The 23950-nt window shown below is 74.3% G+C and carries 25 protein-coding genes; 14 read left to right on the forward strand and 11 right to left on the reverse strand.

Annotated features, from left to right (window positions below; genetic code table 11):
- The first annotated feature begins 16 nt into the window (after positions 1-16).
- Positions 17-886, forward strand: coding sequence for a methylenetetrahydrofolate reductase [NAD(P)H] (metF, locus tag ACIP5K_RS15535; RefSeq protein ID WP_401410211.1), 870 nt, complete (start codon positions 17-19; stop codon positions 884-886).
- Positions 887-960: 74 nt separating this feature from the next.
- Positions 961-1389 carry a nuclear transport factor 2 family protein gene (locus tag ACIP5K_RS15540; RefSeq protein ID WP_401409668.1) on the forward strand — a complete coding sequence of 143 codons (429 nt, stop codon included), beginning with the start codon at positions 961-963 and terminating at the stop codon, positions 1387-1389.
- On the opposite strand, the gene ACIP5K_RS15545 is transcribed toward ACIP5K_RS15540, so the two are convergent.
- From ACIP5K_RS15545 to ACIP5K_RS15555, 3 genes are all read right to left on the reverse strand, one after another.
- Positions 1350-1928, reverse strand: coding sequence for a DNA-3-methyladenine glycosylase I (locus ACIP5K_RS15545; RefSeq protein WP_401410213.1), 579 nt, complete (start codon positions 1926-1928; stop codon positions 1350-1352). The genes ACIP5K_RS15540 and ACIP5K_RS15545 overlap by 40 nt on opposite strands.
- 128 nt (positions 1929-2056) lie before the next feature.
- Positions 2057-2803 carry a hypothetical protein gene (locus ACIP5K_RS15550; RefSeq protein WP_401409669.1) on the reverse strand — a complete coding sequence of 249 codons (747 nt, stop codon included), beginning with the start codon at positions 2801-2803 and terminating at the stop codon, positions 2057-2059.
- Positions 2800-3102 (reverse strand): metal-binding protein, encoded by a 303-nt coding sequence (locus ACIP5K_RS15555; RefSeq protein WP_401409671.1) that lies wholly within the window; start codon positions 3100-3102, stop codon positions 2800-2802. The genes ACIP5K_RS15550 and ACIP5K_RS15555 overlap by 4 nt, the downstream gene beginning before the upstream one ends.
- 182 nt (positions 3103-3284) lie before the next feature.
- On the opposite strand from ACIP5K_RS15555, the gene ACIP5K_RS15560 reads away from it, so the two are divergent.
- Complete coding sequence (locus tag ACIP5K_RS15560) at positions 3285-4004, forward strand: 2OG-Fe(II) oxygenase (protein WP_401409672.1); 720 nt, start codon at positions 3285-3287, stop codon at positions 4002-4004.
- 58 nt (positions 4005-4062) lie between these two features.
- Here the strand turns inward: ACIP5K_RS15560 and ACIP5K_RS15565 are convergent, their stop codons facing one another.
- Positions 4063-4890 (reverse strand): alpha/beta fold hydrolase, encoded by an 828-nt coding sequence (locus ACIP5K_RS15565; protein WP_401409674.1) that lies wholly within the window; start codon positions 4888-4890, stop codon positions 4063-4065.
- 72 nt (positions 4891-4962) lie between these two features.
- On the opposite strand from ACIP5K_RS15565, the gene ACIP5K_RS15570 reads away from it, so the two are divergent.
- The 4 genes from ACIP5K_RS15570 to ACIP5K_RS15585 all read left to right on the forward strand — a co-directional run bounded on the left by ACIP5K_RS15570 (position 4963) and on the right by ACIP5K_RS15585 (position 10082).
- Entirely contained in the window at positions 4963-5439 is a 477-nt protein-coding gene (locus tag ACIP5K_RS15570; protein WP_401409676.1) for a MarR family transcriptional regulator, read from the forward strand.
- Positions 5440-6447: 1008 nt separating this feature from the next.
- Positions 6448-7743 (forward strand): hypothetical protein, encoded by a 1296-nt coding sequence (locus tag ACIP5K_RS15575; protein ID WP_401409678.1) that lies wholly within the window; start codon positions 6448-6450, stop codon positions 7741-7743.
- Between the two features lie 202 nt (positions 7744-7945).
- The gene (locus tag ACIP5K_RS15580; protein ID WP_401409680.1) at positions 7946-8980 is read left to right on the forward strand and encodes an aspartate-semialdehyde dehydrogenase; all 1035 of its coding nucleotides are present in this window, start codon (positions 7946-7948) and stop codon (positions 8978-8980) included.
- Entirely contained in the window at positions 8973-10082 is a 1110-nt protein-coding gene (locus ACIP5K_RS15585) for an aspartate kinase (RefSeq protein ID WP_401409681.1), read from the forward strand. The genes ACIP5K_RS15580 and ACIP5K_RS15585 overlap by 8 nt, the downstream gene beginning before the upstream one ends.
- Here the strand turns inward: ACIP5K_RS15585 and ACIP5K_RS15590 are convergent.
- Positions 10015-10863 (reverse strand): RimK family alpha-L-glutamate ligase, encoded by an 849-nt coding sequence (locus ACIP5K_RS15590; protein WP_401409683.1) that lies wholly within the window; start codon positions 10861-10863, stop codon positions 10015-10017. The genes ACIP5K_RS15585 and ACIP5K_RS15590 overlap by 68 nt on opposite strands.
- Positions 10864-10955: 92 nt before the next feature.
- Here ACIP5K_RS15590 and ACIP5K_RS15595 point away from each other — a divergent pair, with 92 nt between their 5' ends.
- Genes ACIP5K_RS15595 through ACIP5K_RS15605 form a run of 3 tightly spaced genes read left to right on the forward strand, consistent with a single transcriptional unit; the run spans position 10956 to position 13678 of the window.
- A complete protein-coding gene (locus ACIP5K_RS15595) occupies positions 10956-11921 on the forward strand; it encodes an aldo/keto reductase (protein ID WP_401409685.1) in 966 nt (321 codons plus the stop codon).
- Between the two features lie 40 nt (positions 11922-11961).
- Complete coding sequence (locus ACIP5K_RS15600; protein WP_401409687.1) at positions 11962-12423, forward strand: cobalamin B12-binding domain-containing protein; 462 nt, start codon at positions 11962-11964, stop codon at positions 12421-12423.
- Positions 12404-13678: a methylaspartate mutase gene (locus ACIP5K_RS15605; RefSeq protein ID WP_401409689.1), complete on the forward strand. Its 1275-nt coding sequence runs from the start codon at positions 12404-12406 to the stop codon at positions 13676-13678. The genes ACIP5K_RS15600 and ACIP5K_RS15605 overlap by 20 nt, the downstream gene beginning before the upstream one ends.
- A 286-nt stretch (positions 13679-13964) precedes the next feature.
- Here ACIP5K_RS15605 and ACIP5K_RS15610 read toward each other — a convergent pair whose 3' ends face one another.
- Complete coding sequence (locus ACIP5K_RS15610; RefSeq protein WP_401409690.1) at positions 13965-14429, reverse strand: MarR family winged helix-turn-helix transcriptional regulator; 465 nt, start codon at positions 14427-14429, stop codon at positions 13965-13967.
- Positions 14430-14605: 176 nt separating this feature from the next.
- Between ACIP5K_RS15610 and ACIP5K_RS15615 the strand changes: the two genes are divergently transcribed.
- The 4 genes from ACIP5K_RS15615 (at position 14606) to ACIP5K_RS15630 (ending at position 18263) form a co-directional block, all read left to right on the forward strand.
- Positions 14606-15823, forward strand: a complete 1218-nt coding sequence (locus ACIP5K_RS15615; protein WP_401409692.1) for an MFS transporter — start codon at positions 14606-14608, stop codon at positions 15821-15823.
- Between the two features lie 127 nt (positions 15824-15950).
- Positions 15951-16775: an aldo/keto reductase gene (locus ACIP5K_RS15620; protein ID WP_401409694.1), complete on the forward strand. Its 825-nt coding sequence runs from the start codon at positions 15951-15953 to the stop codon at positions 16773-16775.
- Positions 16776-16833: 58 nt separating this feature from the next.
- The gene (locus ACIP5K_RS15625) at positions 16834-17853 is read left to right on the forward strand and encodes an aldo/keto reductase (protein ID WP_401409695.1); all 1020 of its coding nucleotides are present in this window, start codon (positions 16834-16836) and stop codon (positions 17851-17853) included.
- Positions 17850-18263: an SRPBCC family protein gene (locus tag ACIP5K_RS15630; protein ID WP_401409696.1), complete on the forward strand. Its 414-nt coding sequence runs from the start codon at positions 17850-17852 to the stop codon at positions 18261-18263. The genes ACIP5K_RS15625 and ACIP5K_RS15630 overlap by 4 nt, the downstream gene beginning before the upstream one ends.
- Before the next feature lie 72 nt (positions 18264-18335).
- Here ACIP5K_RS15630 and ACIP5K_RS15635 read toward each other — a convergent pair whose 3' ends face one another.
- The 5 genes from ACIP5K_RS15635 to ACIP5K_RS15655 all read right to left on the reverse strand — a co-directional run bounded on the left by ACIP5K_RS15635 (position 18336) and on the right by ACIP5K_RS15655 (position 23879).
- Complete coding sequence (locus ACIP5K_RS15635) at positions 18336-19751, reverse strand: NAD-dependent succinate-semialdehyde dehydrogenase (RefSeq protein WP_401409697.1); 1416 nt, start codon at positions 19749-19751, stop codon at positions 18336-18338.
- A 152-nt stretch (positions 19752-19903) separates the two neighbouring features.
- Positions 19904-21082, reverse strand: a complete 1179-nt coding sequence (locus ACIP5K_RS15640) for a PP2C family protein-serine/threonine phosphatase (RefSeq protein ID WP_401409698.1) — start codon at positions 21080-21082, stop codon at positions 19904-19906.
- Between the two features lie 169 nt (positions 21083-21251).
- A complete protein-coding gene (locus ACIP5K_RS15645; RefSeq protein WP_401409699.1) occupies positions 21252-22763 on the reverse strand; it encodes an MFS transporter in 1512 nt (503 codons plus the stop codon).
- A gap of 51 nt (positions 22764-22814) precedes the next feature.
- Entirely contained in the window at positions 22815-23018 is a 204-nt protein-coding gene (locus ACIP5K_RS15650) for a hypothetical protein (protein ID WP_401409701.1), read from the reverse strand.
- A 102-nt stretch (positions 23019-23120) separates the two neighbouring features.
- Positions 23121-23879, reverse strand: coding sequence for a GntR family transcriptional regulator (locus ACIP5K_RS15655; RefSeq protein ID WP_401409702.1), 759 nt, complete (start codon positions 23877-23879; stop codon positions 23121-23123).
- Positions 23880-23950 lie beyond the last annotated feature (71 nt).

The raw sequence follows: 23950 nt of genomic DNA on the forward strand, positions 1-23950 counted from the left end.
CGGGCAGCCCGCCTCGCTGCGGGAGCGGCTGGCCGCCGGGGCGCCGGTGTTCTCCTTCGAGTTCTTCCCGCCGCGCGCCGAGGCCGGCGCGCGGGCCCTGTGGGCGGCCGTGCGCAGGGTGGAGGCCCTGTCCCCGGCGTTCGTCTCGATCACCTACGGCGCGGGGGGATCCTCCCGGGAGCGGACCGTCGACCTCACCCGCCGGATCGCGGCCGAGACGACGCTGCGGCCGGTGGCGCACCTGACGGCGGTCGGCCACTCGGTGGCGGAGCTGCGCAGGATCGTGGGCCAGTACGCCGACGCCGGGGTGCGCGACGTCCTCGTCCTGCGCGGGGACCCGCCGGGCGATCCGCGGGGCCCCTGGACACCGCACCCGGAAGGCGTCACGCACGCCTACCAGCTCGTCGAACTGGTGCGGTCCCTGGGCGGGTTCACCATCGGCGTCGCCGCCTTCCCGGAACGGCATCCGCGCTCGCCCGACTGGGACAGCGAGATCCGGCACTTCGTCGCCAAGTGCCGGGCGGGCGCCGACTTCGCCGTCACCCAGATGTTCTTCGACGTCGAGGACTACCTGCGGCTGCGCGACCGGGTGGAGCGGGCGGGCTGCGACATCCCCATCGTGCCGGAGATCATGCCCGCCACCGACGTCCGCCAGATCCGCCGGTTCGCCGAACTGTCCGACGCCACCTTCCCCGAAGCGCTCGTCCACCGGCTGGAGGCGGCCCGCGACCGCCCCGAGGAGGGGCGCCGCATCGGGGTCGAGCACGCGACGGCGATGGCCGCGCGGCTGCTGGCGGAGGGCGCGCCGGGGCTGCACTACATCACCCTCAACAAATACGACACCGTGCTCGAAATCCACCAGAACGTCCGCCCCGATCCGCAGTAACCCGGCGTCAGCGCCTCTCGTTGGCTCCTACGGCGGCCACACCCCGGCCGACCGTAGGAGACCGGAGAGGGAGCATGACGACAACGGAGACCAGCACGCGGGACACCCTGGAGCGGTTCTTCGCCGCCGAGGCCGCGTACGTCGAGGCCGGCGGCCCCGGGCGGGCGAGCTTCGAGGAGATCGCCGACTGCCTGGACCCGGAGGTGACCCTGCACCAGGCGCCCGGCCTGCCCTACGCGGGCACCTGGCGCGGCCCGTCGGGGATCGAGCGGTTCCTCTCCGTCATGGGGGACGCCTGGCAGGTCATGGAGTTCCTCGACCAGCACTGCTTCGTGAACGGCCCCGACGTGGTCGTCACGAACCGGGTCAGGTTCGTGGCCCGCACGACGGGCCGCGAACTGGACACGCGGATCGTGCAGGAGATGACCGTCCGCGACGGCCGTCTCGTGGAGATCCGTCCGTTCTACTGGGATCCCGCCGCGGTGGCCGACGCGCTGACCTGAGCGCCGTGCACGCCGGAGGCCCCGCGCCGGTGACAGCCCGCCAGGTGGGTGTCCAGCATGCCGACCGCCTCCATCAGGGCGTACACGCTGGTGGGGCCGAGGTGGACGAACCCGACGGACCGCAGCTCCTTGGCGAGCGCCGCGGATCCGGCGTCCTTCGTCGGGACCTGCGCCGCGGTGCGGGGCGCGGGGGTGCGGGCGGGGCGCCGGTCCCACAGGAACCGGTCGAGGCCGCCGCGCTCCCGCAGGGCCAGCGTGGCCCGGGCGTTGGTGCGGGCCGCCTCGATCTTGCGGCGGTTGCGCACGATCCCCGGATCGGCCAGCAGCCGCTCCACGTCGGCGTCGCCGTACTCCGCGACGACCTCCGGGTCGAAGCCGTGGAAGGCCGTGCGGAAGGCGTCCCGCTTGGCGAGCACGGTGAACCAGCTGAGCCCGCCCTGGAAGGCCTCCAGGGTGACGCGCTCGAACAGGGCCTGCTCGCCGTGCACGGGCATGCCCCACTCGGTGTCGTGGTAGGCGCGGACCAGGGGGTGCTCCATCGCCCAGGCGCACCGCTCGACGCCGTCGTCGCCGACGACGGCGGGGGAGGCACGGTCCACCCGGACCCGGGCGCCCGGGGTGCTCGTGCCGGGCGTGCTGCCGCCGGGGGTCCTGATGCCGTCGTCCGTCACGTGCGCTCTCTCTTCCGAGGGGTGTCCTGTGCCGCGGGCTCTCCGAGTCCCGCGGGGCCTGCCTGTGCTGCCGGTTGGGCCTGTTCTGCCGGTTGGGTCGGGCCTGCCGGGCCTGCCGGGCCTGCCGGGCTTGTGGGTCCTGTCGGTCCTGCCGGGTCTGTGGGTCCCGGGCCCGGCGGTCGCGGCGGTCGCGGTGGCGGACCGTCGTGCACCCGCCCGTCGTCCTCGACCCACCAGACGCCACCGTCGGCCCGCGCTCCCCGCAGCCCCTCCAGGACGTCGGCACCGGTGAGCTCCGGCAGCCGGGAATCGCCCAGCGCGCCGAAGGCGACGGAGCGTGCCGGGTCCCAGTGGCCCTCGTGCCGCAGGCGTCGGGCCAGCTGGGCGAAGCCGGGCAGCGCGCCGCAGAAGACCCACGCGTCGGGGGCGGACTCGGTGAGCCTGCGGGCGGCCCGCAGCCACGAGGCGGCCTCCTCCGGCCAGTCGACGACCGCCACGACGGTGCCGCCGAGGTCCCGCCAGGCGCGGACGAAGGCGTCGGTGGCGGCGAGCGAGGCGCCGTCCCGGCCGTGCCCCACCGCCACGCAGTGGACGGGCGGCCGGGTCGCGCGGAGCAGCCCGACGACGGTGTCCAGCTCCGCCCGCGTGTGCGCGGCGGGCACCGGAACCGGGCCCACGGACCCCAGCGCCGCCGGGGACACGAGCGGCGAGCGCGCGGCCGGCCGCCGGTACGGGGCGCTCACGAGGCGTCCTGCCCGCGCCGCGCCCGCCAGTGGCGGTACGCGTCCGGCAGGCACACCGCGCACGGCCGGTACCCGGCGCGCACGGCGGTGGCCCGGTCGCGGAAGAAGACCCGGTACGCGGCGTAATGGCCGCGTGCCAGCGCCCGCAGCGCCGACGGGCAGTCCAGGCACCCGTACAGCTTCAGGCGGCGGTGACCGCCCCACCGCCCGGGCTCCGGGCTCCGGTAGGGCCGGTCGTCACCGTCGCGCAGCAGGTACCCGGCACCCTGCGGAGCGGCTGTCTCTCGTCGTTCTCGCACGGGACCAGCCTCCCGGAGGACCGGCGCGCGGGCTGGCGGATTCCGGACGTCGCGTTCCCGCTGGACGCGCCGGCCCGACCGGGAGCGCCGCACCCCGCAGAGCGACGTCCGAATTCCGCCAGCACACCACCGGTCCGGCCCGCACAGTGGACGGACGCACCCCTACGTAAGGACCTCCCGCCATGGCAAAGCACCTCAGTCTCGCGGACCGGGTCGCAGCGTGCGACTGGGCGGCCCTGACCGACGACCTCGACGCGTACGGCAGCGCCCTCACCGGTCAGCTCCTCACCCCGGCCGAGTGCCGCGCGGTCACCGCCCTCTACGACCAGCCGGAGCGCTTCCGTACGACGGTCGACATGGCCCGGCACCGCTTCGGCTCCGGCGAGTACCGCTACTTCACCCACGATCTGCCCGACGAGGTAAGGGAGTTGCGGGAGGCGTTCTACCCGCGGCTGCTGCCCGTCGCCCGGGACTGGGCGGCCAGGCTCGGCAAGCCCGCGCCGTGGCCGGACGAGCTGGAGCAGTGGCTCAAGCTGTGCCACGAAGCGGGCCAGAGCAGGTCGGCGCAGATCCTGCTGCGCTACGGTCCCGGCGACTGGAACGCCCTGCACCGCGACGTGTTCGGCGACATGCTCTTCCCGCTCCAGGTCGTCGTCGGGCTCGACGCCCCCGGGACCGACTTCACCGGCGGGGAGTTCCTCATGACGCAGCAGCGGCCGCGCGCCCAGACGCGCGGCTTCGCCACCGTCGTGCCCCAGGGCCACGGCCTCGTCTTCACGACCCGCGACCGCCCGGTGCGCAGCAGCCGGGGCTGGTCCAACGGCCCGATGCGGCACGGCGTGAACACGGTCCGCTCCGGTCGCCGCCACACCCTGGGCCTGGTCTTCCACGACGCCGCGTGAGGGAATCCGGGGCGCCTGCGTGACACCGGCCCGGGTCCGTCGCCCCCTGCCGCTCCCGTCAGCCCAGGAAATCCAGCAGCCGGTCGTTCAACCGCTCCGGATCGGCGAGGGGCAGGGAGTGGTGGGTGGCGCCGGGCAGCAGTGCCACCTCGCCGTGCGGGAGCGTCCGGCGGGCCCGGGCGGCGACCTCGGCGGCGTCGTGCGCGCGGCTGTGCTCCGCGAGCAGGACGAGGACCGGCCCGCGCAGACCGGCGGCCCGGGGGCGGCGCCCGGTGACGATCCTGCGGCCGGGAACGGTGGTGGCCAGCGCGTAGAGGCGCTGCCAGGCATCGTCGAGGGGGACCCCGGCCGTCTCCCAGGCCAGGAAGGCGCGGGCCCGGGCCTCGCTCGGCCGGATCAGGGCGGGCAGCGCGCGCAGCAGGTAGCCCGGGCGGAACCCGGCGAAGACCTGGGTGGGATCGACGAGGGCGAGGCGGTCGACGCGCCGCGGTGCGTGCAGTGCATACCTGACGGCCAGCCAGGCGCCGTACGAGTGGCCGCACATGTGCGTATGCGTGAGGCCGAGCCCGTCGAGCACGGCGTCCAGCCAGGCGATCAGGTCGTCGGCGCTCCTCAACGGCGTGCCGCGCCTCTCGGTGCGTCCCGCGTCGCCCAGCAGATCGACCGCGTGGACCCGGTATCGCGCACCGAGCGCCGGTGCGTTGGCGAACCAGACCAGCCCGGTGGCCGAGCCGCCGGGCAGCAGCACCAGCGGCTCGCCGTCCTCGGGTCCGTACACATGGACCCGGGTGCGCCCGTAGGGCGTGGCGACATCGCGCTCCTCGGTGGAGCCGGGCCAGCGGGCGCGGAACTCGTCGTAGACGAGGTCGAAAGCAGAGGGAGCCACAGCACGTTCCTCTCGCTCAGCGATAATCTCGTTCAGCGAGATATTACGGCGTGGGCGGCGGGAAGCGGAGGCATGGGCGTGGACGATCGGAGCCCGGCGATGGGACTGGTGCATCTGCTGCGCGCGGTGACCGTCGAATTCGACCTGTTGGGCGCCGAGTTCGCCGCCCGTGAGGGACTGCACCCCACCGATGTGCGCGCACTGATCCACCTGTTGGACGCGGCGCGCACCGGCACCCGCGCCACGCCCGGGTGGCTCGGCCGCCACCTGCGCCTCAACTCGGCGGGGACCACCGCCCTGGTGGACCGGCTGGAGCGGCTCGGGCTGGTCCGCCGCCGCAGGGACACGGCCGACCGGCGGCGCGTCCTGCTGGAAGTGCAGGAGAGGGCAACGGACCTCGGCTGGACGTTCTTCGGGCCGGTGATCGGCGAAGTGGTGGCGGCCGCCGAGGGGTTGGAGGAGGGCGAGCTGGAGACGGTGCGCCGCTTCCTGGCCTCGGCACTGGAGTCCGCGGAGCGGGCGCGTTCCGTCCACGGCGACGCGGGCTGACGGCCGTCGTCCCCGCCGCGGAGTCTCCACGTGCGGCGACGCTCCGACCGTTGCGCGCCGGGAGGTGTCCTCCCCGTTCCGCTCGGCGGTGGGGCCGCCCGCCACCGTGCACGGCGCACTCGCACGGGTGAGGGGTCGCGCACCTGCCCGACGCGGCCCGGCAGGTGGACGCGTGGCGCCCGGGGTAGGGGTCCTGCGTCCCCTACCGCTCGTTGCGAGGTGCGCTGTGCCCGTCCTGCCCGTCGCTGATCAGGGAACGGACGCTCCGGGATCGCCGACCGGATGCTCCGGGGAGCACGGCCCGGGGGCGGCCCGGAGCCGCTATCGGGACCGGGAGGGGCCGCGGCCTGCGCGGCCGGTCGCCGGACGGAACCGGACGGGCGGTGCCCCCGCGGGCGCTGTCCTCGGTGTGCGGCGAGGGGGCGGCGCGGGCCCGGTCGGGGGAGCGGCGCCGCTGCGGGGCGGAGTGCGCGCCCGGCGGCGCGGTTCCGACCCTTTGTCAGGGGGCCCGGGTGCCGAGCCAGGCGCCGCGCGCCCCCGCCCCCGGGGCGCCGGGACCGGACTGATGCGGTTCCCGTACGGGGGTCTGCCCGTCCGGGGCCCCTGAGGGCCGGACGCCGCCGTCCGGCCTCGGCACCGGCCCCGATCCGGAGTGCCCGCGCGGCGCGAGGTCCCGCCGGACGACGCCACCGGGTCCTCGGCCCTCCGGACGCCGGTCGCACCGGCGGCCCGCCGGATGGGACGGCCCCCGCGACCGACGCGGGAGGCGGCCCCCGGCCGCCCACCCGGCCCGGCCGTCGCCCTCCCGCGCGCCGCCCGCCCGGCTGTCGTCGGCCTCCGCGGGGTGTCGGCGTGGTGGTGCGCGTCCTCCACCGCCCCCGGATCTGCCGCGAACGGGCGCATCCGCGCGGCGGGAGGCTCACGAAAGGGACTGCGCGCAGAGAGCGGGGCCGCTGCCCGCGGACCTGCTGGACGTGCGGGCGGCGGCGGGCTGGTGCGAGGAGCGGAATGGCTGCACGCGAGCGGAACGAGCTGCTGGCCGGACACCTGCGGGAGGCCGGCCTTTCGTACGCGGCACTGGCCCGGAAGGTCGACGTCGTGGGGGCGCAGGCGGGACACCTCTGGAGCTACGACCGCAGCAGCGTGGCCCGTTGGGTGAGCGGAGTCGTGCCGAGCCGGCTCGTCGGCGATGTGGTGGCGCAGGTCCTCTCGGAACGCCTGGGCCGCCTCCTGACGGCGGGGGACATCGGGCTGGCCGCCGCCGAGGTCCCGCCCTCGCCGACCCGGCCCGTCGAGGAGGGACTCGTGTGGCTCGGCCGCGCGGAGGGCGACCCCGCGCGGCGCGACCTACTGCTGGGGCAGCCCTACTGGCCGCAACGTCCCCTTGAGGGGCCCGTGCCTCCGCCTGCCGCCCGCCTGGAGCGGCGGGCCACCGCCGGGGACCTGACGGCCGTCCGGGCACAACGGCAGCACTTCTACGAGCTGTTCGAGCGGCAGGGCAGCGGGCCGGTGCGCTCGGCCCTGCGCACCTTCATCATGGACGACGTGCTGCGCTACCTCCTGTCGCGGGCGAGCGACGACTGGTCGCGCCGGATGCGCGCGGAGGCCGCCCAGGTCGTGCATCTGCTGGGGCTGGCCACGTTCGACGCCGGCCACAGCGGGCTGGCGAACCGCTACTACGAGAGCGCCCTGCTGCTGGCGCGCCAGGGCGGGGCGCCGCTCGCCGAATCGATCGTGCTGCGGACCCTGGGCAATCACGCCCGCCAGGTCGGTCAGCTGCCCGCGGCGGAACGCTTCTTCGCGCGTGCGTCCACCTGTGCCCCCGGGCACGCGGTGCGCGGGTTCGTGCTGACCGGCCGGGCCGCCGTGTACGCGGCGGACGGCGACGGGGCGCGGGCCGCCCGGTGCCTGGAACAGGCGGAGACCTGCCTGGCCGACGCGGCGCAGGCCACCGACCCCTACGAGCGGTACGACCTCGCGGCGGTGCAGTACCAACGGGCGGTCGTCCTGCACCTGTTGGGGCGTAACGCCGAGGCGGTGGAGGCGGCGCGGGTCTCCGTACGGCTGCGCGAGAAGGAGCACCGGCGCCCGCTCGCCCTGTCCCTGGTCATGCTCACCGACCTCCAGATGCGCATCGGTCACCTGGACGCGGCGACCGACAGCTGGCGGCGCGCGGTCGCGGCGGCCGACCACGTGGACTCGCCGCGCCTGCGCGAACTCCTGCGGGACACCGCGCGCCGCATGGCCGCGCACACCCGCCACTCCGGGATGCGAGGAGCCGTCGAGCTGTTCAACCGCTCGTGAGGCCGCGGCGGGCCGTGTTCACGAACGAACAAGCGCGCAGCACGTGCAACGCCCCGACGCCCCGGGAGGCCCCATGCCGTGCTCGGCCAAGGGCACTTGGTGGTGAGAGGTACTCAATGATGCGGATTGCGGCACCCGCGGCGGCTGGGCCGTCCCGGACCGCGTCCCGTCGGCCAAGCGACTGCGCTGTGGAGGAGCCCGCATGACTCCTGACCGCCTTGCCCACCCCCGGGTGACCGTTGTAGGTGCCACCGGGGCCGTGGGACGCACCTTCCTCGCCCTGATGAGAGACCGCGGGTTCCCGGCCCGGGACGTCGAGCTGGTGGCGTCCGCGCGCTCCGCGGGCGGCACGGTGCGGGTGGGGGCCGACCCGCTGCCGGTCCACGATCTCGCGGAGTACGACTTCACCGGGCGCGACATGGCGTTCTTCTCGGCCGGCACCGAGGTCAGCGCCACCCACGCGCCGCGGGCCGTGGCCGCCGGATGCCTGGTGATCGACAACAGCAACGCCTTCCGGATGCGCCCGGACGCCCACCTGGTCGTACCGCAGGTCAACGGGGGAGTGCTGGAGCGGCTGCCGGCGAGCGGCATCGTCGCCAACCCGAACTGCTCCACCATCCCCCTGGTACGGCTCCTCCAGCCCCTGCACGAGCACCACGGGCTCACCCGGGTCACCGTCAGCACCTACCAGGCGGCCTCGGGACGCGGCCGGGCCGGGACGCGCGAACTCCTCGAAGGGGCACGGCACGCCCTGCGGGACCCCGACGCCGAGGCGGTGGCCGACGTGTTCGATCCGCCGCTCGCCTTCAACGTCGTCCCGCTGATCGACGAACTCCTCGACGACGGAGGGACGCTGGAGGAGCGCAAGATGCGCCAGGAGGCCAGGCGGATCCTGGCGCTGCCCGACCTGGATCTGACCGCGACCTGCGTGCGCGTTCCCGTCGTCGACGGCCACGCCGAGTCCGTGGTGGTCGACTGCGCCCGCACCGTCCCGGCCGACGAGGTGGCCAAGCTGCTGGCCGCCGCCCCGGAGGTGCGGGTCTGGAGCGACGGACCGCCGACCCCGCGGTGCAACCCGCGACCCGACCTGGTGCACGTCGGCAGGATCCGTACGGACCCGGAGCACGGGCGGCGGATCCTGTTCTGGCTCGTGGCGGACAACCTGCGCATCGGGGCGGCCCTGAACGCCCTCCAGATCGCCGAGTCGGTGGCCCGGCGGGCGGTCCGCCGTGGCTGACCCGCACGTGCTGAAGTTCGGCGGATCGAGTTTCCCGGACGCGGCCGGCTTCCGCCGGGTCGCCCGCCACCTCGCCGAGCGGGTGCGCGCCGGGCAGCGCCTGGTCGTGGTCGTCAGCGGCATGCCCGGCAGCACGGAACAGCTGCGCGAGCTGGTCACGGAAGCCGCCCCCGACGCGGGGGCACCCGTCGCGGGAGGCGCCATCACGCTCGCGGACTCCCAGGGCGCCGCGCTGCTCCGCGCCGCGGCCGTCGACGCGGGCCTGCGCGCGGGGGCCCTGTTCGGTGGCGCCATCGGGCTGCGCCAGACCACGACCGCGGTCGACAGCATCCACGTGGACCCCCGCGGACTGGAGGAGACGTTGCGCAACCACGACCTGGTCGTGGTGCCCGGCGGGCAGGGCGCGGGCGCCGGGGAGGATCCGCGCTACCTGGGGAAGAACACCTCGGACCTCAGCGCGGTTCTCCTCGCGGCGGCGCTGCGGAGGGACGAGTGCGAGATCTACTCGGACGTGGAGGGCGTCTACTCCGCCGATCCGCGTCTCGTCGACGACGCCCGGCTGCTGGAACGGGTCAGCTGGGAGCGTGCGCTGCTGTGCGCGGAGCACGGGGCCAAGGTGCTGCACCCGCAGGCGGTCCGCGCCGCCCGGCACAGCGGCACGACCCTGGTGTGCCGGCTCAACCGGGACGACTTCCGCGTCGGCTCCCGCATCGGACGGGACGGCAGCCCGCCGCTCGTCGTGCTGGACCACCGCTCGACGGTGATCGAACTGCCCGGCGCGTACGACGTGCACACCGTGCGCTCCCACCTCGCGTCCCAGGGCCTGAACCTCGTCGTCCCCCGGGTCCGCGACCGCCCTCTCGTGGTGGTGACGGGAGGCTACTTCGACGTCCCGCGCTTCCTCGAAGGGCGCGGCCTGCCCGGGCGGATCACCGGCGAGCGCCTGGTGACCCTCGTGGACGACGAGGTGCGGCACCTGCTGGCCCGCGACGAGCGGCAGGCCCTGGAGTGGGCGCGCGAAGCCCACGCGGACCTCATCCTCGCGAGGACGCCGCCCGGCCCGCCCGCCCCTCCTGGGCCAGCCGCCCCAACGACCGCGTGAGATCCGTGAGGAACGCCTCCCGGGTCCCGTCGGGAAGAGCGAGCAGCGAAAGGTAGGGATTGTGGTCCTCCAGCTCCATCAACAGCAGTTCCCCACCGGCGGTGCGGCACGCGTCGACGCGCTGCACGCCGTGGGGGAGTCCGCTCCATTCGATGAAGTGCCGGGCGAACCGCAGGTCCTGCGGGGACGGCTCGTACACCTCGAGTTCCCAGCGCCGCTCGGGATCGGGGGCGTAGAGCGCGTAGTGGAAGGTGTCGTCGACGAAGACGAACGACACCTCGTAGCGGAAGTCCACCACCGGCTGGACGATCATGCCGGTCAGATCGGCCGACTCCAGGTCGGCGGCGGACACCCGCCGCAGCCCCTGCGAGTCGGCGCCGTCGACGGGCTTGAGGATGCAGTCGCCCCCGTCGGCGAGCAGGCGGGCCGCGTCCAGGTGGTCGGCCGTGGGCACCACCGCGGCCCCGGCCTTGGTGAGGTCGACCAGATACCCCTTGCCCGCCATGTCCGCGCGGGCGTCGAGGGGGTTGTAGACCGGGACGCCGGTCTCGGCCACGCGCCGGCGGAACGCCTGGTACTCGCGGCGGTAGCCGGTCACCGGGCCGCTGTTGCGCACGAGGACGGCGTCGAACCGGTCCACCAGCCGGGCCGCCTGCCGGGGACTGGTCAGGGCGACCTCCCATGAGGTGCGCAGCGACTCCGCCAGGGCGATGTCCTCATCGCAGTAGCGGCGCCCGGCGGCCTCGTAGGTCAGATCGGTCACCAGCAGCAGGGCGGGCATAGCCCCTCCTCTCCGTCGGAACACAAGGCGACGAATGTATCAACTGACCACGAAAGTCACTATTCGGTAAGTAAGTTGACAGGAGTTCTGATATGGATCGGGTCCCACTCGCCGTCGGCGGCCCCGACGTCGGCCGCATCGGCCTCGGCTGCATGGGCATGACGCACGCCTACGACCCCCGCGGCCGCGACGAGGACGGTGCCCTCGACGTCCTGCGCCGGGCCCAGGGCCTGGGCGTCACCCTGCTCGACACCGCCGACGTCTACGGGCCGTACACCAACGAAGAGCTCGTGGGGCGCGCCCTGAAGTCCATGGACCGCGCCGAGGTCACGGTCGCCACCAAGGTGGGCCTGGTCCTCGACGACGACACCGACGGCAGACCCACCTACTCGCACGACGCGAAGCCCGAGCACATCCGCGCCTCCGTCGACGCCAGCCTGCGCCGGCTCGGCGTCGACCACATCGACCTCTACCAACTCCACCGCGTCGACCCCGACGTGCCCCTGGAGGAGACCTGGGGGGCGCTCGCGGAAACCGTCCGGCAGGGGAAGGTGCGGCACCTCGGCCTGTCCGAGGTGACGCCCGGGCAGATCGCGGCCGCGGCGGCCGTCCATCCCGTCACCAGCGTCCAGTCCGAACTCTCGCTCTGGACCCGCGACGCCCTGCCCGAGGTGCTGCCGTACTGCCGGGCGCACGACATCGCCTTCCTCGCCTACGCGCCGCTCGGCCGCGGCTTCCTGACCGGGCGCTTCACCCGCCCCGACGACATCCCGGAGCAGGACCAGCGCCGCCACATGCCGCGTTTCCAGAAGGAGCGGTTCGCGGCGAACCTCGCGCTCGTCGACACCGTCACCGCCCTCGCCCGGCGCTACGGGCGCACCCCCGCCGAGATCGCCCTCGCCTGGATCACCGCCCAAGGACCGCGCGTCGTCCCGATCCCCGGCACCCGGAGCCTGCGCAACCTGCGCACCAACGCGCGCGCCGGCGACCTCCACCTCGACGCCGACGACCTCAGGACACTCGACGGCCTGCCGGCCGCCCAGGGCGCCCGCGCCTGACCCCCGGACGCCCGCGCCTCCCCCTCAGCGAAGGAACCCCATGAGCACCCCGCACATCATCATCGGCACCGTCGCCTCCGACAGCCACATGTGGAACCTGGTCTACCTCGATCTCGCGCTGCGCGAACTGGGCTGCACCACGCAGGTGCTGCCCGTGTGCACCCAGGCCGCCCACTACCTCGACGCGGCCCGCGCCCAGGCTCCCGACCTCGTGCTGGTCAGCACGGTCAACGGCCACGGCGTCTCCGACGCCGTGCGCCTCGCCGACCGGCTGCGCACGGCGCCGGAACTCGCGTCCGTCCCCTTCGCCGTCGGCGGCAAGCTCACCACCTCCGGCCGGCTCCCCGACGACGACCAGGCCCGGCTCGACGACGCCGGATACGCCTTCGTCGAGCAGGCCGACGAGACCAGCGACACCCCCGCGGAACTGCGGCGCATCGTGCGGGAGATCGCGCGCACGGCGGACGAACGGGAGCACCCCCATGCGCGCAGCAGCCGCTGACCCGGCCCGCCCGTCCTTCACCCGCTACGTCCGCACCGCCGACGCGCGGCGGCACCTCACCGTCCAGCCACGCATGGGATTCGGCGACCCCCGGCTGATGCGCGAAGGTCTCGCCGCCGTCCGCGACGCCGACGACTGGACGGTGGGGACCCTCACCGTCGACGCCTACACACGCACCGGGGCCTACGGGTCCGCGCGCGCCGCGGTGCGCCACGGGGAGTCCCTCAACGGCTACCCCGTCGTGACGGCCGACCGGGCGCAGACGCGCGCCGTACTGGAGGGCATCCAGGACGCGCACTTCCCCGTGCAGATCCGCCACGGGTCCGCCGAACCCCAGGACATCGTCCGGGCCGGACTCGACGTCGGCATCGCCCTCACCGAGGGCGGCCCGGTCTCCTACTGCCTGCCCTACAGCTCGCTGCCCCTGCGCGACGCGGTCACCGCCTGGGCCGAGGCCTGCGACATCCTCGCGGCGTCCCGCGACACGGTGTTCAGGCCGCACATCGAGTCCTTCGGCGGCTGCATGCTCGGCCAGCTGTGCCCACCCGAACTCCTGCTGGCCATCACCGTGCTGGAGGGCCTTTTCTTCCGCACCCACGGAATCCGCGACATCTCCCTGAGCTACGCCCAGCAGACCCACCACGGCCAGGACACCCGCGCCCTGCGCGCCCTGCGCGCGCTCGCCGGTCGCTACCTGCCGGACTGCGACTGGCACATCGTCCTCTACACCTTCATGGGCCTCTTCCCCGAGTCCGCCGAGGGCGCCACCGCGCTCAACGAGAAGGCGGCGGCCCTGGCCGTCGCCGGGGGAGCCGAGCGGCTCATCGTGAAGACCTCCGCCGAGGCCGACCGCATCCCCACCATCGAGGAGAACGCCGTCGCCCTGCGGCGCGCGGCCACGATCGCGCGACAGGAACGGCGCCGCGGCGCACCCCCCGACTCCGACCACCGGTCCCTGACCGGGGCGGCCGCCGCGCTCATCGAATCGGCGCTGGCCTGCGGCGCGCACATCGACGACGCGCTCGTCGCCGCGTTCCGGCGCGGAGTCCTCGACGTGCCCTACTGCATCCATCCCGACAACCGGAACGCCGCCCGCAGCTCGGTCGCCGCCGACGGCCGCCTGATCTGGACCGACACCGGGGCCATGGCCATCGACCCCGAGCCGGGGGACCGGTCGCGGGACCAGCGCCCCGACAGCGAGGAACTCCTCGTCGACCTCGGCTACAACCAGCGCACGTACGACGAGCGCGGCTGAGCGCCCTCCACCGTCCCGGGCGCGGGGACGGGCGCCGGGGCATCCGTCCGGCAGGCCGCCGGCCCGCACGCCGATCCGCCGTGCGGCTCGCCGTCGCACGCCGCCGCGCGGGTGAGGATCTCGGCCGTGGTGAAGGGGTCGTTCATGGTGGTCTCGCATTCGGCACGGGGTCTGGGTGCTCCGACTGCGACTGTGGGCCCCCGCGGGGGTGTCTGCCACCGAGCGCGGCCACGCGGCGGCGGCCCGGCGGGGCGCCGGAGGTGACCGGGGGCGCCTCCGGTCCCGCTCAGCCCCCGACCGGCACCGGCCCCTGACGGACGACCCGTACCAGGGGCGCCAGGTCGGGCTCCGCCGCTGCCGCGTCCAGCGCCTCGCGCAGCGCCCGGTCGTTCGTCGGGCGGGCCGCTGCCAGGAGTCGCAGGCCGTCCTCGGAGACGTCGGTGTAGATGCCGCGCCGGTCGGTGGGGCACAGGTAGCGCTGGAGCAGGCCCCGGTCCTCCAGGCGGGTGACGAGCCGGGTCGTCGCGCTCTGGCTGAGGACGACGGCGTCGGCGACCTGCTTCATCTGGAGGTGTCCGCCGTCGCCGTCGTGCTGTCGGCTCAGGACGTCGAGCAGGGAGTACTCGCGCACGCTCAGGCCGTGTCCGGCCTGGAGGGCCCGCTCGATGTGCGTCTCGATCCGCCCGTGCAGCAGGGACAGCGCGCACCAGCCCTGGGCGAGAGCGGTGAGCGCGGGGTCGGTGGCAGTCATGGTCACGCGTCCTTCCGTGGTCCTCGGGCTTTTCCGGGCCCCGGGGGCGCCCGGTGCGGCCCCGCACGCCTGATGAGGCATACGCCACTATACCGCGCTTGCAATTAACCAGCGCATGCAATTATTGTGATCGCTCGTAAGGCGCTATCGCAACGTCCCCCGGGAAGGCTACTCCCATGCCCCTCGCGCTCCTGGCCCTCGCCATCGGGGCCTTCGGCATCGGCACCACCGAATTCGTCATCATGGGGCTGCTGCCCGACGTGGCCGCCGACTTCGGCGTCTCGGTGCCCACCGCCGGATTCCTCGTCACCGGATACGCCCTGGGCGTCATGTTCGGCGCCCCGCTGATGACGGTCGTCGGCACCAAGATCTCCCGCAAGAACATGCTGATGCTGCTCATGGGCCTGTTCATCGTGGGCAACGTGATCTCGGCGGTCGCCCCCGTCTTCGCCGTCATGATCGTCGGCCGGGTCGTCGCCTCGCTGGCCCACGGCGCCTTCTTCGGCATCGGCTCCGTCGTCGCGGCCGAGCTGGTCGCCCCCGAGAAGAAGGCCGGCGCCATCTCCATGATGTTCACCGGCCTGACCGTCGCCAACGTCGTCGGCGTGCCCCTCGGCACCTTCGTCGGGCAGAGCGCCGGCTGGCGCGTGACCTTCTTCATCGTCGCCGCGCTCGGTGTCCTCGGCCTCGCCGGGATCGCCAGGCTCGTCCCCGACCTGCCCAAGGCCGAAGGCGTCCACCTGCGCCACGAGCTGGCCGCCTTCAAGAACGTCCAGGTGCTGCTCGCCATGGCGATGACCGTGCTCGGCTTCGGCGGCGTCTTCGCGGCCATCACCTACATCGCGCCGATGATGACCGACGTCGCCGGTTACGCGGAGTCCTCCGTGACCTGGCTGCTCGTCCTGTTCGGCCTCGGCATGGTGGCCGGCAACCTGACCGGCGGAAAGTTCGCCGACCGGCGGCTGATGCCGATGCTCTTCACCGCGCTGGGCGGCCTGGCCGTGGTGCTGGCCCTGTTCACCGCGGGCGCCCACAACAAGATCACGGCCGCCGTCGCCGTGTTCCTCATCGGCGCCCTGGGCTTCGCGACCGTGCCGCCGCTCCAGAAGCGCGTACTGGACTTCGCGCACGGCGCGCCGACCCTCGCCTCCGCCGTCAACATCGGCGCCTTCAACCTGGGCAACGCGCTCTCCGCCTGGCTCGGCGGCATCGTCATCGCCGCCGGGTTCGGCTACACCTCGCCCAACTGGGTCGGCGCCGTCCTGGCCGCCGCCGCCCTGGTGCTCGCCGTCGTCTCCGCCGCCCTGGAGCGCCGCGCCCCCGAACGGCACGCACCCGCCGTCGCGCCCGCCCCGGCCGCGGCCGAGCGGCCCGCCGTCGCCGCGCACCACTGAACGCCCACGGACCAACAGCCCCACAGGCCACCGACTTATCGACCTATCGACCTACCGATCTAACGACCGATCAGACCCGTCAGATCCGCACCGCCCCCGTACGGGTTCGCGCACCAAGGAGAACAGCATGACCTCCATCCCCACCGTCACCCTCAACAACGGCGTCACCATGCCGCAGCTCGGCTTCGGCGTCTTCCAGGTCCCCGACGAGGAGACCACCGCCGCCGTCGCCAGCGCCCTGAAGGCCGGTTACCGCAGCATCGACACCGCCGCGATCTACGGCAACGAGCGCGGCGTCGGCCGGGCCATCGCCGAGTCCGGCATCGCCCGCGACGAACTGTTCGTCACCACCAAGCTGTGGAACGCCGACCAGGGCCACGACGCCACGCTCGCCGCCTTCGACGCCTCGCTCGACAAGCTCGGCCTCGACCACGTCGACCTGTACCTGATCCACTGGCCGACCCCGGCCCGCGACCTGTACCTCGACACCTGGCGCGCGCTGGAGAAGCTGTACGCCGACGGGCGCACCCGCGCCATCGGCGTCTCCAACTTCCAGCCCGCGCACCTGGAGCGCCTGATCGCCGCCTCCTCCGTCGTCCCGGCCGTCAACCAGATCGAGCTGCACCCCGGCCTCCAGCAGGCCGCGCTGCGCGAGGTCCACGCCCGCCACGGCATCGTCACCGAGGCGTGGAGCCCGCTCGCCCAGGGCGCCGTCCTCCAGGACGACGCGGTCACCGCGATCGCCGCCCGCCACGGCAAGAGCCCCGCCCAGGTCGTCCTGCGCTGGCACCTCCAGACCGGCAACGTGGTCATCCCCAAGTCGGTCACCGACAGCCGCATCCGGGAGAACCTCGACGTCTTCGACTTCGAGCTCGGCGCCCAGGAGCTCGACGCGCTCACCGCGCTCGACCGCGGCATGCGCACGGGCCCGGACCCCGACACCCTCAACTGACCGGCACCCCACACCCCACACCCCACCCCCACGCAGTACACGGATCGAGGCACCACCCATGAGCATCCGCTCACTCCTGCCGGGCCGCATCGGCTTCGGCACCGCCCCCCTCGGCAACATGTTCCGCGCCATCCCCGACGACGAGGCCGCCGCCACCGTGCAGGCCGCCTGGGACCAGGGCATCCGCTACTTCGACACCGCGCCGCTGTACGGCGCCGGCCTCGCGGAGATCCGGCTCGGCGACGTCCTCGCCGACAAGCCGCGCGACGAATACGTGCTGTCCACCAAGGTCGGCCGGGTCATCCTGGACGAGGTCGAGGACCCCGCGAGCCGGGAACTCGGCGAGAAGGGCGCCCTGTTCGAGCACGGCCGCCCCAACAAGATCATCAACGACTACAGCGCGGACGCGACGCTGCGCTCCGTCGAGGACAGCCTCAAGCGCCTGAAGACCGACCGCCTCGACATCGTCTGGGTGCACGACATCGCCCAGGACTTCTACGGCGACGAGTGGATCGCCCGCTTCGAGAGCGCCCGCACCGGCGCCTTCCGGGCCCTGACCCGGCTGCGCGACGAGGGCGTCATCAAGGCCTGGGGCCTCGGCGTCAACAAGGTGGAGCCGCTGGAGACCACCCTCGACCTGGAGGAGCCGCAGCCCGACGCGTTCCTGCTCGCCGGCCGGTACACCCTCCTCGACCACTCCCGCGCCCTCCAGCGCCTGCTGCCCGCCGCGGCCGAGCGCGGCGTCGACATCGTCGTCGGCGGCCCGTACAGCTCCGGCATCCTCGCGGGCGGCAACCACTTCGAGTACGCCGAGGCGCCCGCCCACATCGTCGACAAGGTCGGCCGGATCAAGGGCCTGGCCCAGGAGCACGGCATCGGCATCAAGTCGGCCGCCCTCCAGTTCGTCCTGGCCCACCCGGCCGTCGCGGCGGCCATCCCCGGCGCGACCCGCCCCGGCCGCATCGCCGAGGACCTCGCCGCCCTGACCCAGGACGTCCCGTACGCGTTCTGGAAGGCGCTGCGCGAGCAGCGGATCATCGCGCACGACGCGCCCGTCCCGGCCGAGGACGCCGCGTGAGCGCCGCCCGCGCCGCCCTCGACGTGCCGCAGGCCGCCGACCGGGTCTGGCAGCTCATCGGCGGCTTCGACGCCCTGCCCGACTGGCTTCCGTACATCACCCGGAGCGTGCCGGGCCGGGGCGGCCGGCTGCGCACCCTGACCAACGCCGAGGGCGGGGTCATCGTCGAACGCCTCGAAGCCTTCGACGCCGACGCCCGCAGCTACACCTACGCGATCGAGCGGGCGCCCTTTCCCGTCACGGGCTACCGCTCCACGCTGCGGGTCGTCGACCTCGGCCCGGCCGGGTCCCGGGTCGAGTGGTCGGGGACGTTCACGCCGGACGGCGTGAGCGACGCCGAGGCGAGCGCCCTCTTCGAGGGCATCTACCGGGACGGCCTGACCGCCCTGGCGAAGACGCTCGCCGCCTGACCCGACGGTGACGGCCCGCGGGACCCGGGCCCTCGCGCCCCGGGCCCCGCGGGCCGTCGCGTCCGGGGGTGTTCAGCCGGCGATGCCGCGCAGCGGCGCATCGGCCGGCAGGACCCTGACGAGCTTGCGGTTCACGAACTCGCGCATGCCGAGCGCGGACAGCTCGCGCCCGTAGCCCGAGCGCTTGATCCCGCCGAACGGCAGGTCGGGCTGGGTCGACGTCGGGTGGTTCACCCAGACCATGCCGGTCTCGACGCGTTCGGCGACCCGGCGCCCGCGCTCCGGGTCGGAGCAGAAGACGGAACCGCCGAGGCCGTACGCGCTGTCGTTGGCGAGGGCGATCGCCTCGTCCTCGTCGGCCACGCGGTAGACCACCGCGGCCGGGCCGAAGAGTTCCTCGGCGTAGGCGCGCATGCCGGGCGTGACGCCGGTGAGGATCGTCGGCTCGACGAAGGCCCCCGGGCGGTCGACACGGTGCCCGCCGGTCACCAGCTGTGCGCCCTGCTCGACCGTCTCGCGGATCTGGTCGGCCAGGTCGGCGGCCGCCTGCTCGGAGGAGAGCGGGCCCAGGGTGGTCGACTCGTCGGCGGGGTCGCCGGGCTCCAGCGCCTCGAACGCGCGGCGCATCCCGGCCACGAAGTCGTCGTAGACGTCGTCCAGCACGATGAAGCGCTTGGAGGCCACGCAGCTCTGGCCGGTATTGGCCATGCGGCCCGCGACCGCGGCGCCGACCGTGCGGTCGAGGTTGTCCCCGTCGAGGACGATGAAGACGTCGCTGCCGCCGAGTTCGAGCAGGCTGGGCTTCATGTTGCGGCCGGCCCGCTCGGCGACCTTCGCCCCCGCGCCCTCGCTGCCGGTCAGCGACACACCGCGCACGACGGGGCTGTCGATGATGCGCTCGATCTCGTCGTGGCCGACGAAGAGATTCACATAGACGCCCTCGGGGGCTCCGGCGTCCCGGAAGAGCCGCTCCAGGGCCAGGGCGGACTGCGGACAGATGCCGGCGTGCTTCACCAGCGCCGTGTTGCCGAGCACCAGATTGGGGCCGGCGAAGCGCACCACCTGGTACAGCGGGAAGTTCCAGGGCATGACGCCCAGCAGCACCCCCAGGGGCTCACTGAGCAGGTACGCCTCGCCCTCGCCCACGTCGAGGGGCTCGGGGGCGGCGAAACCGGGGCCGTGCTCCGCGTAGTAGTCGAGGATCGACGCCGCGAGGTCGACCTCGCCGCGCGCCTCGGAGATGAGCTTGCCCATCTCCAGGGTGATGGTCCGGGCGAGCTCCTCCTTCCGCTCCCGCATCAGCGCGGCGGCCCGCCCGACCACGGCGGCCCGCTCCGCGATCGGCGTCGAACCCCACGCCTTCGCAGCCCGTCCGGCGGCCTCGACCGCGGCGTCGACCTCCTCGCCCTCGATGACGGGGAACTCCTTCACGGTTTCCCCGCTGTACGGATTGACGGTCGCGAACCGGCTCTTGCGCTGCTCCGACATGAGAACTCCAGAACAAAGACGTCGACTTCGGGGAAGGGGGGCCCGGGGCGTGCGGGGTGTCCGGGGCCCCGGGGGCCCCTGTTGTCCGGTGTGCCCCGCACCGGCGCGGCATATCGGGACCTTGGTCCTCTTTCGCGTCCACGCGAAGGGGGTCAGTTCGTCACCGGCCGCCACTCGAACATCAGGATCGTGGCGTCGTCGCGCAGGCGGTGTTCCTGCGCGTCGAGCAGCGAGTGGATGAGGCGGCGCAGCGTCTCCGGCGCCAGCTCCCCGCTGCCCGCCGTGCGGATGACGTACTCGGCGAAGCGGTCGAGCCCGAGCTGGCTGCCGTCGGCGGTGCGCGCCTCGGTGACGCCGTCGGTGTACATGAGGACGCGGTCGCCCGGCTTCAGGGCGAACTCGTGGGCGGTCCGCGGCCCGGCGACGAACCGGGACGGATAGCCCATCGGGAGCTGCGCGGGGCGGTCCAGCGCCCCGGCGATGACGTTCTCGTCGCGGATCAGCAGCGGCGGCGGATGCCCGCAGTTGACCCAGCGCATCACGCCGGTGGACAGGTCGACCCGGGCGAGCACGGCGGTGCAGAACTGCTTCGGCAGCCACTGGATCAGCGCGTCGTCGACGGCCGCCACCAGGTCGGGAAGGTCGGCGCCGGTCCGGCGCGCGTTGCGGCACGCGGCCAGCGACACCACGGCCGTCAGCCCCGAGGAGAGGTTGTGGCCGACGGCGTCCACGACCCCCGCGTGCAGGGTGTTCTCGGACAGGGCGTGGTCGTAGGCGTCACCGCCGACCTGGTACGCCGGTTCGAGCACGGCCGTGGACACGGTGTGCGCGGTGCCGATCGTGCGCGGCGGCAGATAGGCGCGCAGCAGTTCGGCGGGCAGTTCCATGGGCGCCGTACGGGACCGGCGCACGAAGTTGTCCTTGTACGTGCGTTTCGACGTGACCATCATCGCCAGCAGCGCGGCCAGCGTCCGCCCGCGCCGCAGCACCCCGGCGTCGAGCGTCGGCGCGCGGACCGCGAGGACGCCGAGCCGCTCGGAGCCGTCGATCAGCGGCAGCCACGCGGTGAGCACGGTGCCGTCCTCCTCGACACGCAGGGACTGGGTGCGATAGCTCCAGCCGGCGAGGGTGCCGTCGATCAGCAGGGGCGCCGCCGTCGAGTTCAGCGGTGTCAGGCGGCGCTGCTGGATGTCGGCGATGTAGATCACGGCGTCGCGCAGCCCGAGGGCCCGGGAGGCGCGCGCCGCCGAGGTCACCAGGTCGAGGGGCAGGTTGCGCGGATCGGCGAGGAAATCACCCAGCGGGCCTTCGGCCGATTCAGGGACCGTCATCGCGCCTCTCCTGCTCGTTGCGGAGACCGCCGGGCGGTCCCGGGCGCTCGCCCCACCGGCCGTGCCGGACCGGTCCGGCCGCGCCTGTGGTCACCCGATGGGCCCTGGATATCAGCGCTCCCGGCGGGCCGCACGCGGAAGGACCGGCGCTGCCCGCCCCCGTGGCGGGTCAGCTCTGCCAGTGGTGGACCGGGGTGTTGGCCACCTCGTCCGCGCAGTCGGCGTGCCGTTGCCGGGCCCGGCGGTCCCGCGTCCAGTCGAACGTGGCCAGGGCCAGCGAGGCCAGCATCGCGGTGAGCGCGGCCACCAGCGCCACGAACAGGGCGCGGCGGTAGTCGTCGGCGCGGCCCAGGACCAGGTAGAACAGGCCCGGCAGCGCCGCGGTGCCCACGGCGGCGCCGAGCCGCTGGCCCGTCTGGAGCGCGCCCCCGGCGGCGCCCGCCATACGCACGGGCACGTCCCGCAGGGTCATGGTGATGTTGGGCGAGACGACGAAGCCGCCGCCGATGCCGCCGAGGAAGAGCGCCGGGGCGGCGATCCAGGGCGCCGCGTCCACCGGCCCGTAGCGCAGCAGCAGCGCCGTGCCGCCCAGGCCGGCGATGGCGGCGGCCAGGCCCCAGACGGTCAGCCGCCGCCCGAACCGGTCGACGAGCCGCCCGGCGACCACCGCCGCGCTCGCGGACCCCACGGCGAACGGCGTGACGGCGAGACCGGAGCGCAGCGGGGAGAAGCCGAGACCGTGCTGGTAGTAGAGCGCGAAGACCAGCCAGACCCCGCTGAACCCGATGAAGTACAGGGTGCCGACACCGGCGCCGACGGCGTAGCCGCGCACGGTCGTGAACAGCCGAGGGTCGAGCAGCGGCTGCCCGTCCCGGGCGACGAGACGCCGCTGCCACCAGACGAAGGCGGCCAGGAGCCCGGCGCCGACGGGCCACAGCCACCACAGGCGTCCGATGCCGCCGGAGTCGGCCTGCACCAGCGGGTACATGACGGCCAGGACACCCGCGCCCAGCAGCAGGACACCGGGCAGGTCGACCGAGCCCCTGCCGGTGCGCCGCACCCGGGGGAGCAGCCGGCGGCCGAGCAGGACGGCGACGACACCGATCGGCACGTTGACGTAGAAGATCCACCGCCAGCCCTGCGGGCCGGAGGCCAGCGCGAGGATGGCGCCGCCGGTGATCGGGCCGACGGCGGACGAGATGCCGACGACCGACCCGAACAGGCCGAACGCCCGGCCGCGCTCGGCGCCCCGGAACATCTGCTGGATGAGCGCCGAGTTCTGCGGCGCCATGCAGCCGGCGGCCAGCCCCTGGGCGAGCCGGGCCACCACCAGCGAGGTGACGTCGGGCGCGGCGCCGCACGCCGCGCTGCACAGCACGAACGCCCCGAGGGCCAGCAGGAAGATGCGCCGTCGGTCCAGGGCGTCCCCGAGACGTCCCGCCGTGACCAGCGCGAGGGCGAAGGTGAGGGCGTACCCGGACACCACCCACTGCACCTGCGCGGCCGAGGCGTGCAGGTCACGCTGGACGGTCGGCAGCGCCACCGCGACGATCGTGACGTCGAGCAGGCTCATGAAACCCGCCACGAGCGTGACCCACAGCGCCTTCCAGCGCCGCGGATCCGGTACGTACGCGTCCGGCCCGGAGCCGGGGCCCGAGGCCCCCTCGGCAGCAGACATCATGCTCCACAGTCGAACAAAGATCGCACAGCGGCGCATGCCGGGGCCGGTCGGTCAGGCCGCATGCGACCCGCTGCCGTGCGAGCCGTACCCCGTGCCCCCGGTGCGGCGCCGCACCGCACCGCCCCGTGGCGTGCAGAGGCGCCGGTGGGCGCGCGCGTGCCGGGGGCCCTCCCGCGAGAGCCAGTCCTCGATCAGGTCTCCGACCAGCAGCAGCGCCCCCAGCACGGGGAGCGCCACGATCGCCACGACGATCACGGCGAGCTTCCTTTCCTCGGCACGGCCGCCGACGGGTACCCGTCTCGCGCCGTTCACACCCGCGACGTCCCGAGCGGGGGGCGGGCGCCGGGCGCGGCACCCCTACGCCGGGTCCGGTCCCGGGTCCGCGGCCCCGTCCGGGGCGGGGCCGGCGCCGTCCGTCCGGGCGTGCGCGGCCAGCAGGGCGAGCGCCGCCGCGCGGGTGCCGGCCACGTGGGCCCGCGCCAGGGCCCGGGCCGCCTCCTCGTCCCCCGCGCCGATCGCCTCGTGCAGCCGCTCGTGCTCGCCGCACATCGGCCCGGCGTCGTCCGGCACCGAGGTCAGGTGGAACAGCCGGCGCAGCCGGGAGTCCAGCGGCGCCATCAGGTCGATGAGGACCGGGTTGCCCGACGCCTCGGCGACGGCCCGGTGGAAGTCCGCATTGAGGTTCACCACGTCGCGCAGCCGGCCCGCCGCGGACGCCCTGCGGGTGCGCCCCAGCAGCTGGGCCAGGGTGCGCAGGCCCGCCGGGTCACGGCGGCGCGCGGCCAGCCCGGCGGCCAGCTCCTCCAGGTTCTCCCGCACGTCGAAGAGGTGCTCCGCGTCGGCGGGCCCGAAATCGGCGACCACGGCGCCGCGCCGCGCCTGCACCGTGAGGAACCGCTCCGCCTCCAAGCGCTGCATCGCCTCGCGCACGGGCACGCGCGAGACCCCCAGCTCCTCGGCGAGTTCGCGTTCCACCAGGCGCAGGCCCGCGGGATACCGGCCCTCGATGATCCGCTCGCGCAGCTCCACGTAGACCCGGTCGCGCAGGGACAGCTGGGTGTCCCCGATGGCGGAGGTGCGGGGCCCGGTGGGGCGCGAGGTCGGCACGGTCGGCACAGGGGGCTCCGGGCGGGGTCGGGGGCGGGCGGTGCGGGCGGTCGGGCGGTGCGGCGGACTGCCGCCGTCGG

This window comes from Streptomyces sp. NPDC088785 (assembly GCF_044750685.1).
In the GTDB taxonomy this organism is placed as follows: Bacteria; Actinomycetota; Actinomycetes; order Streptomycetales; family Streptomycetaceae; genus Streptomyces.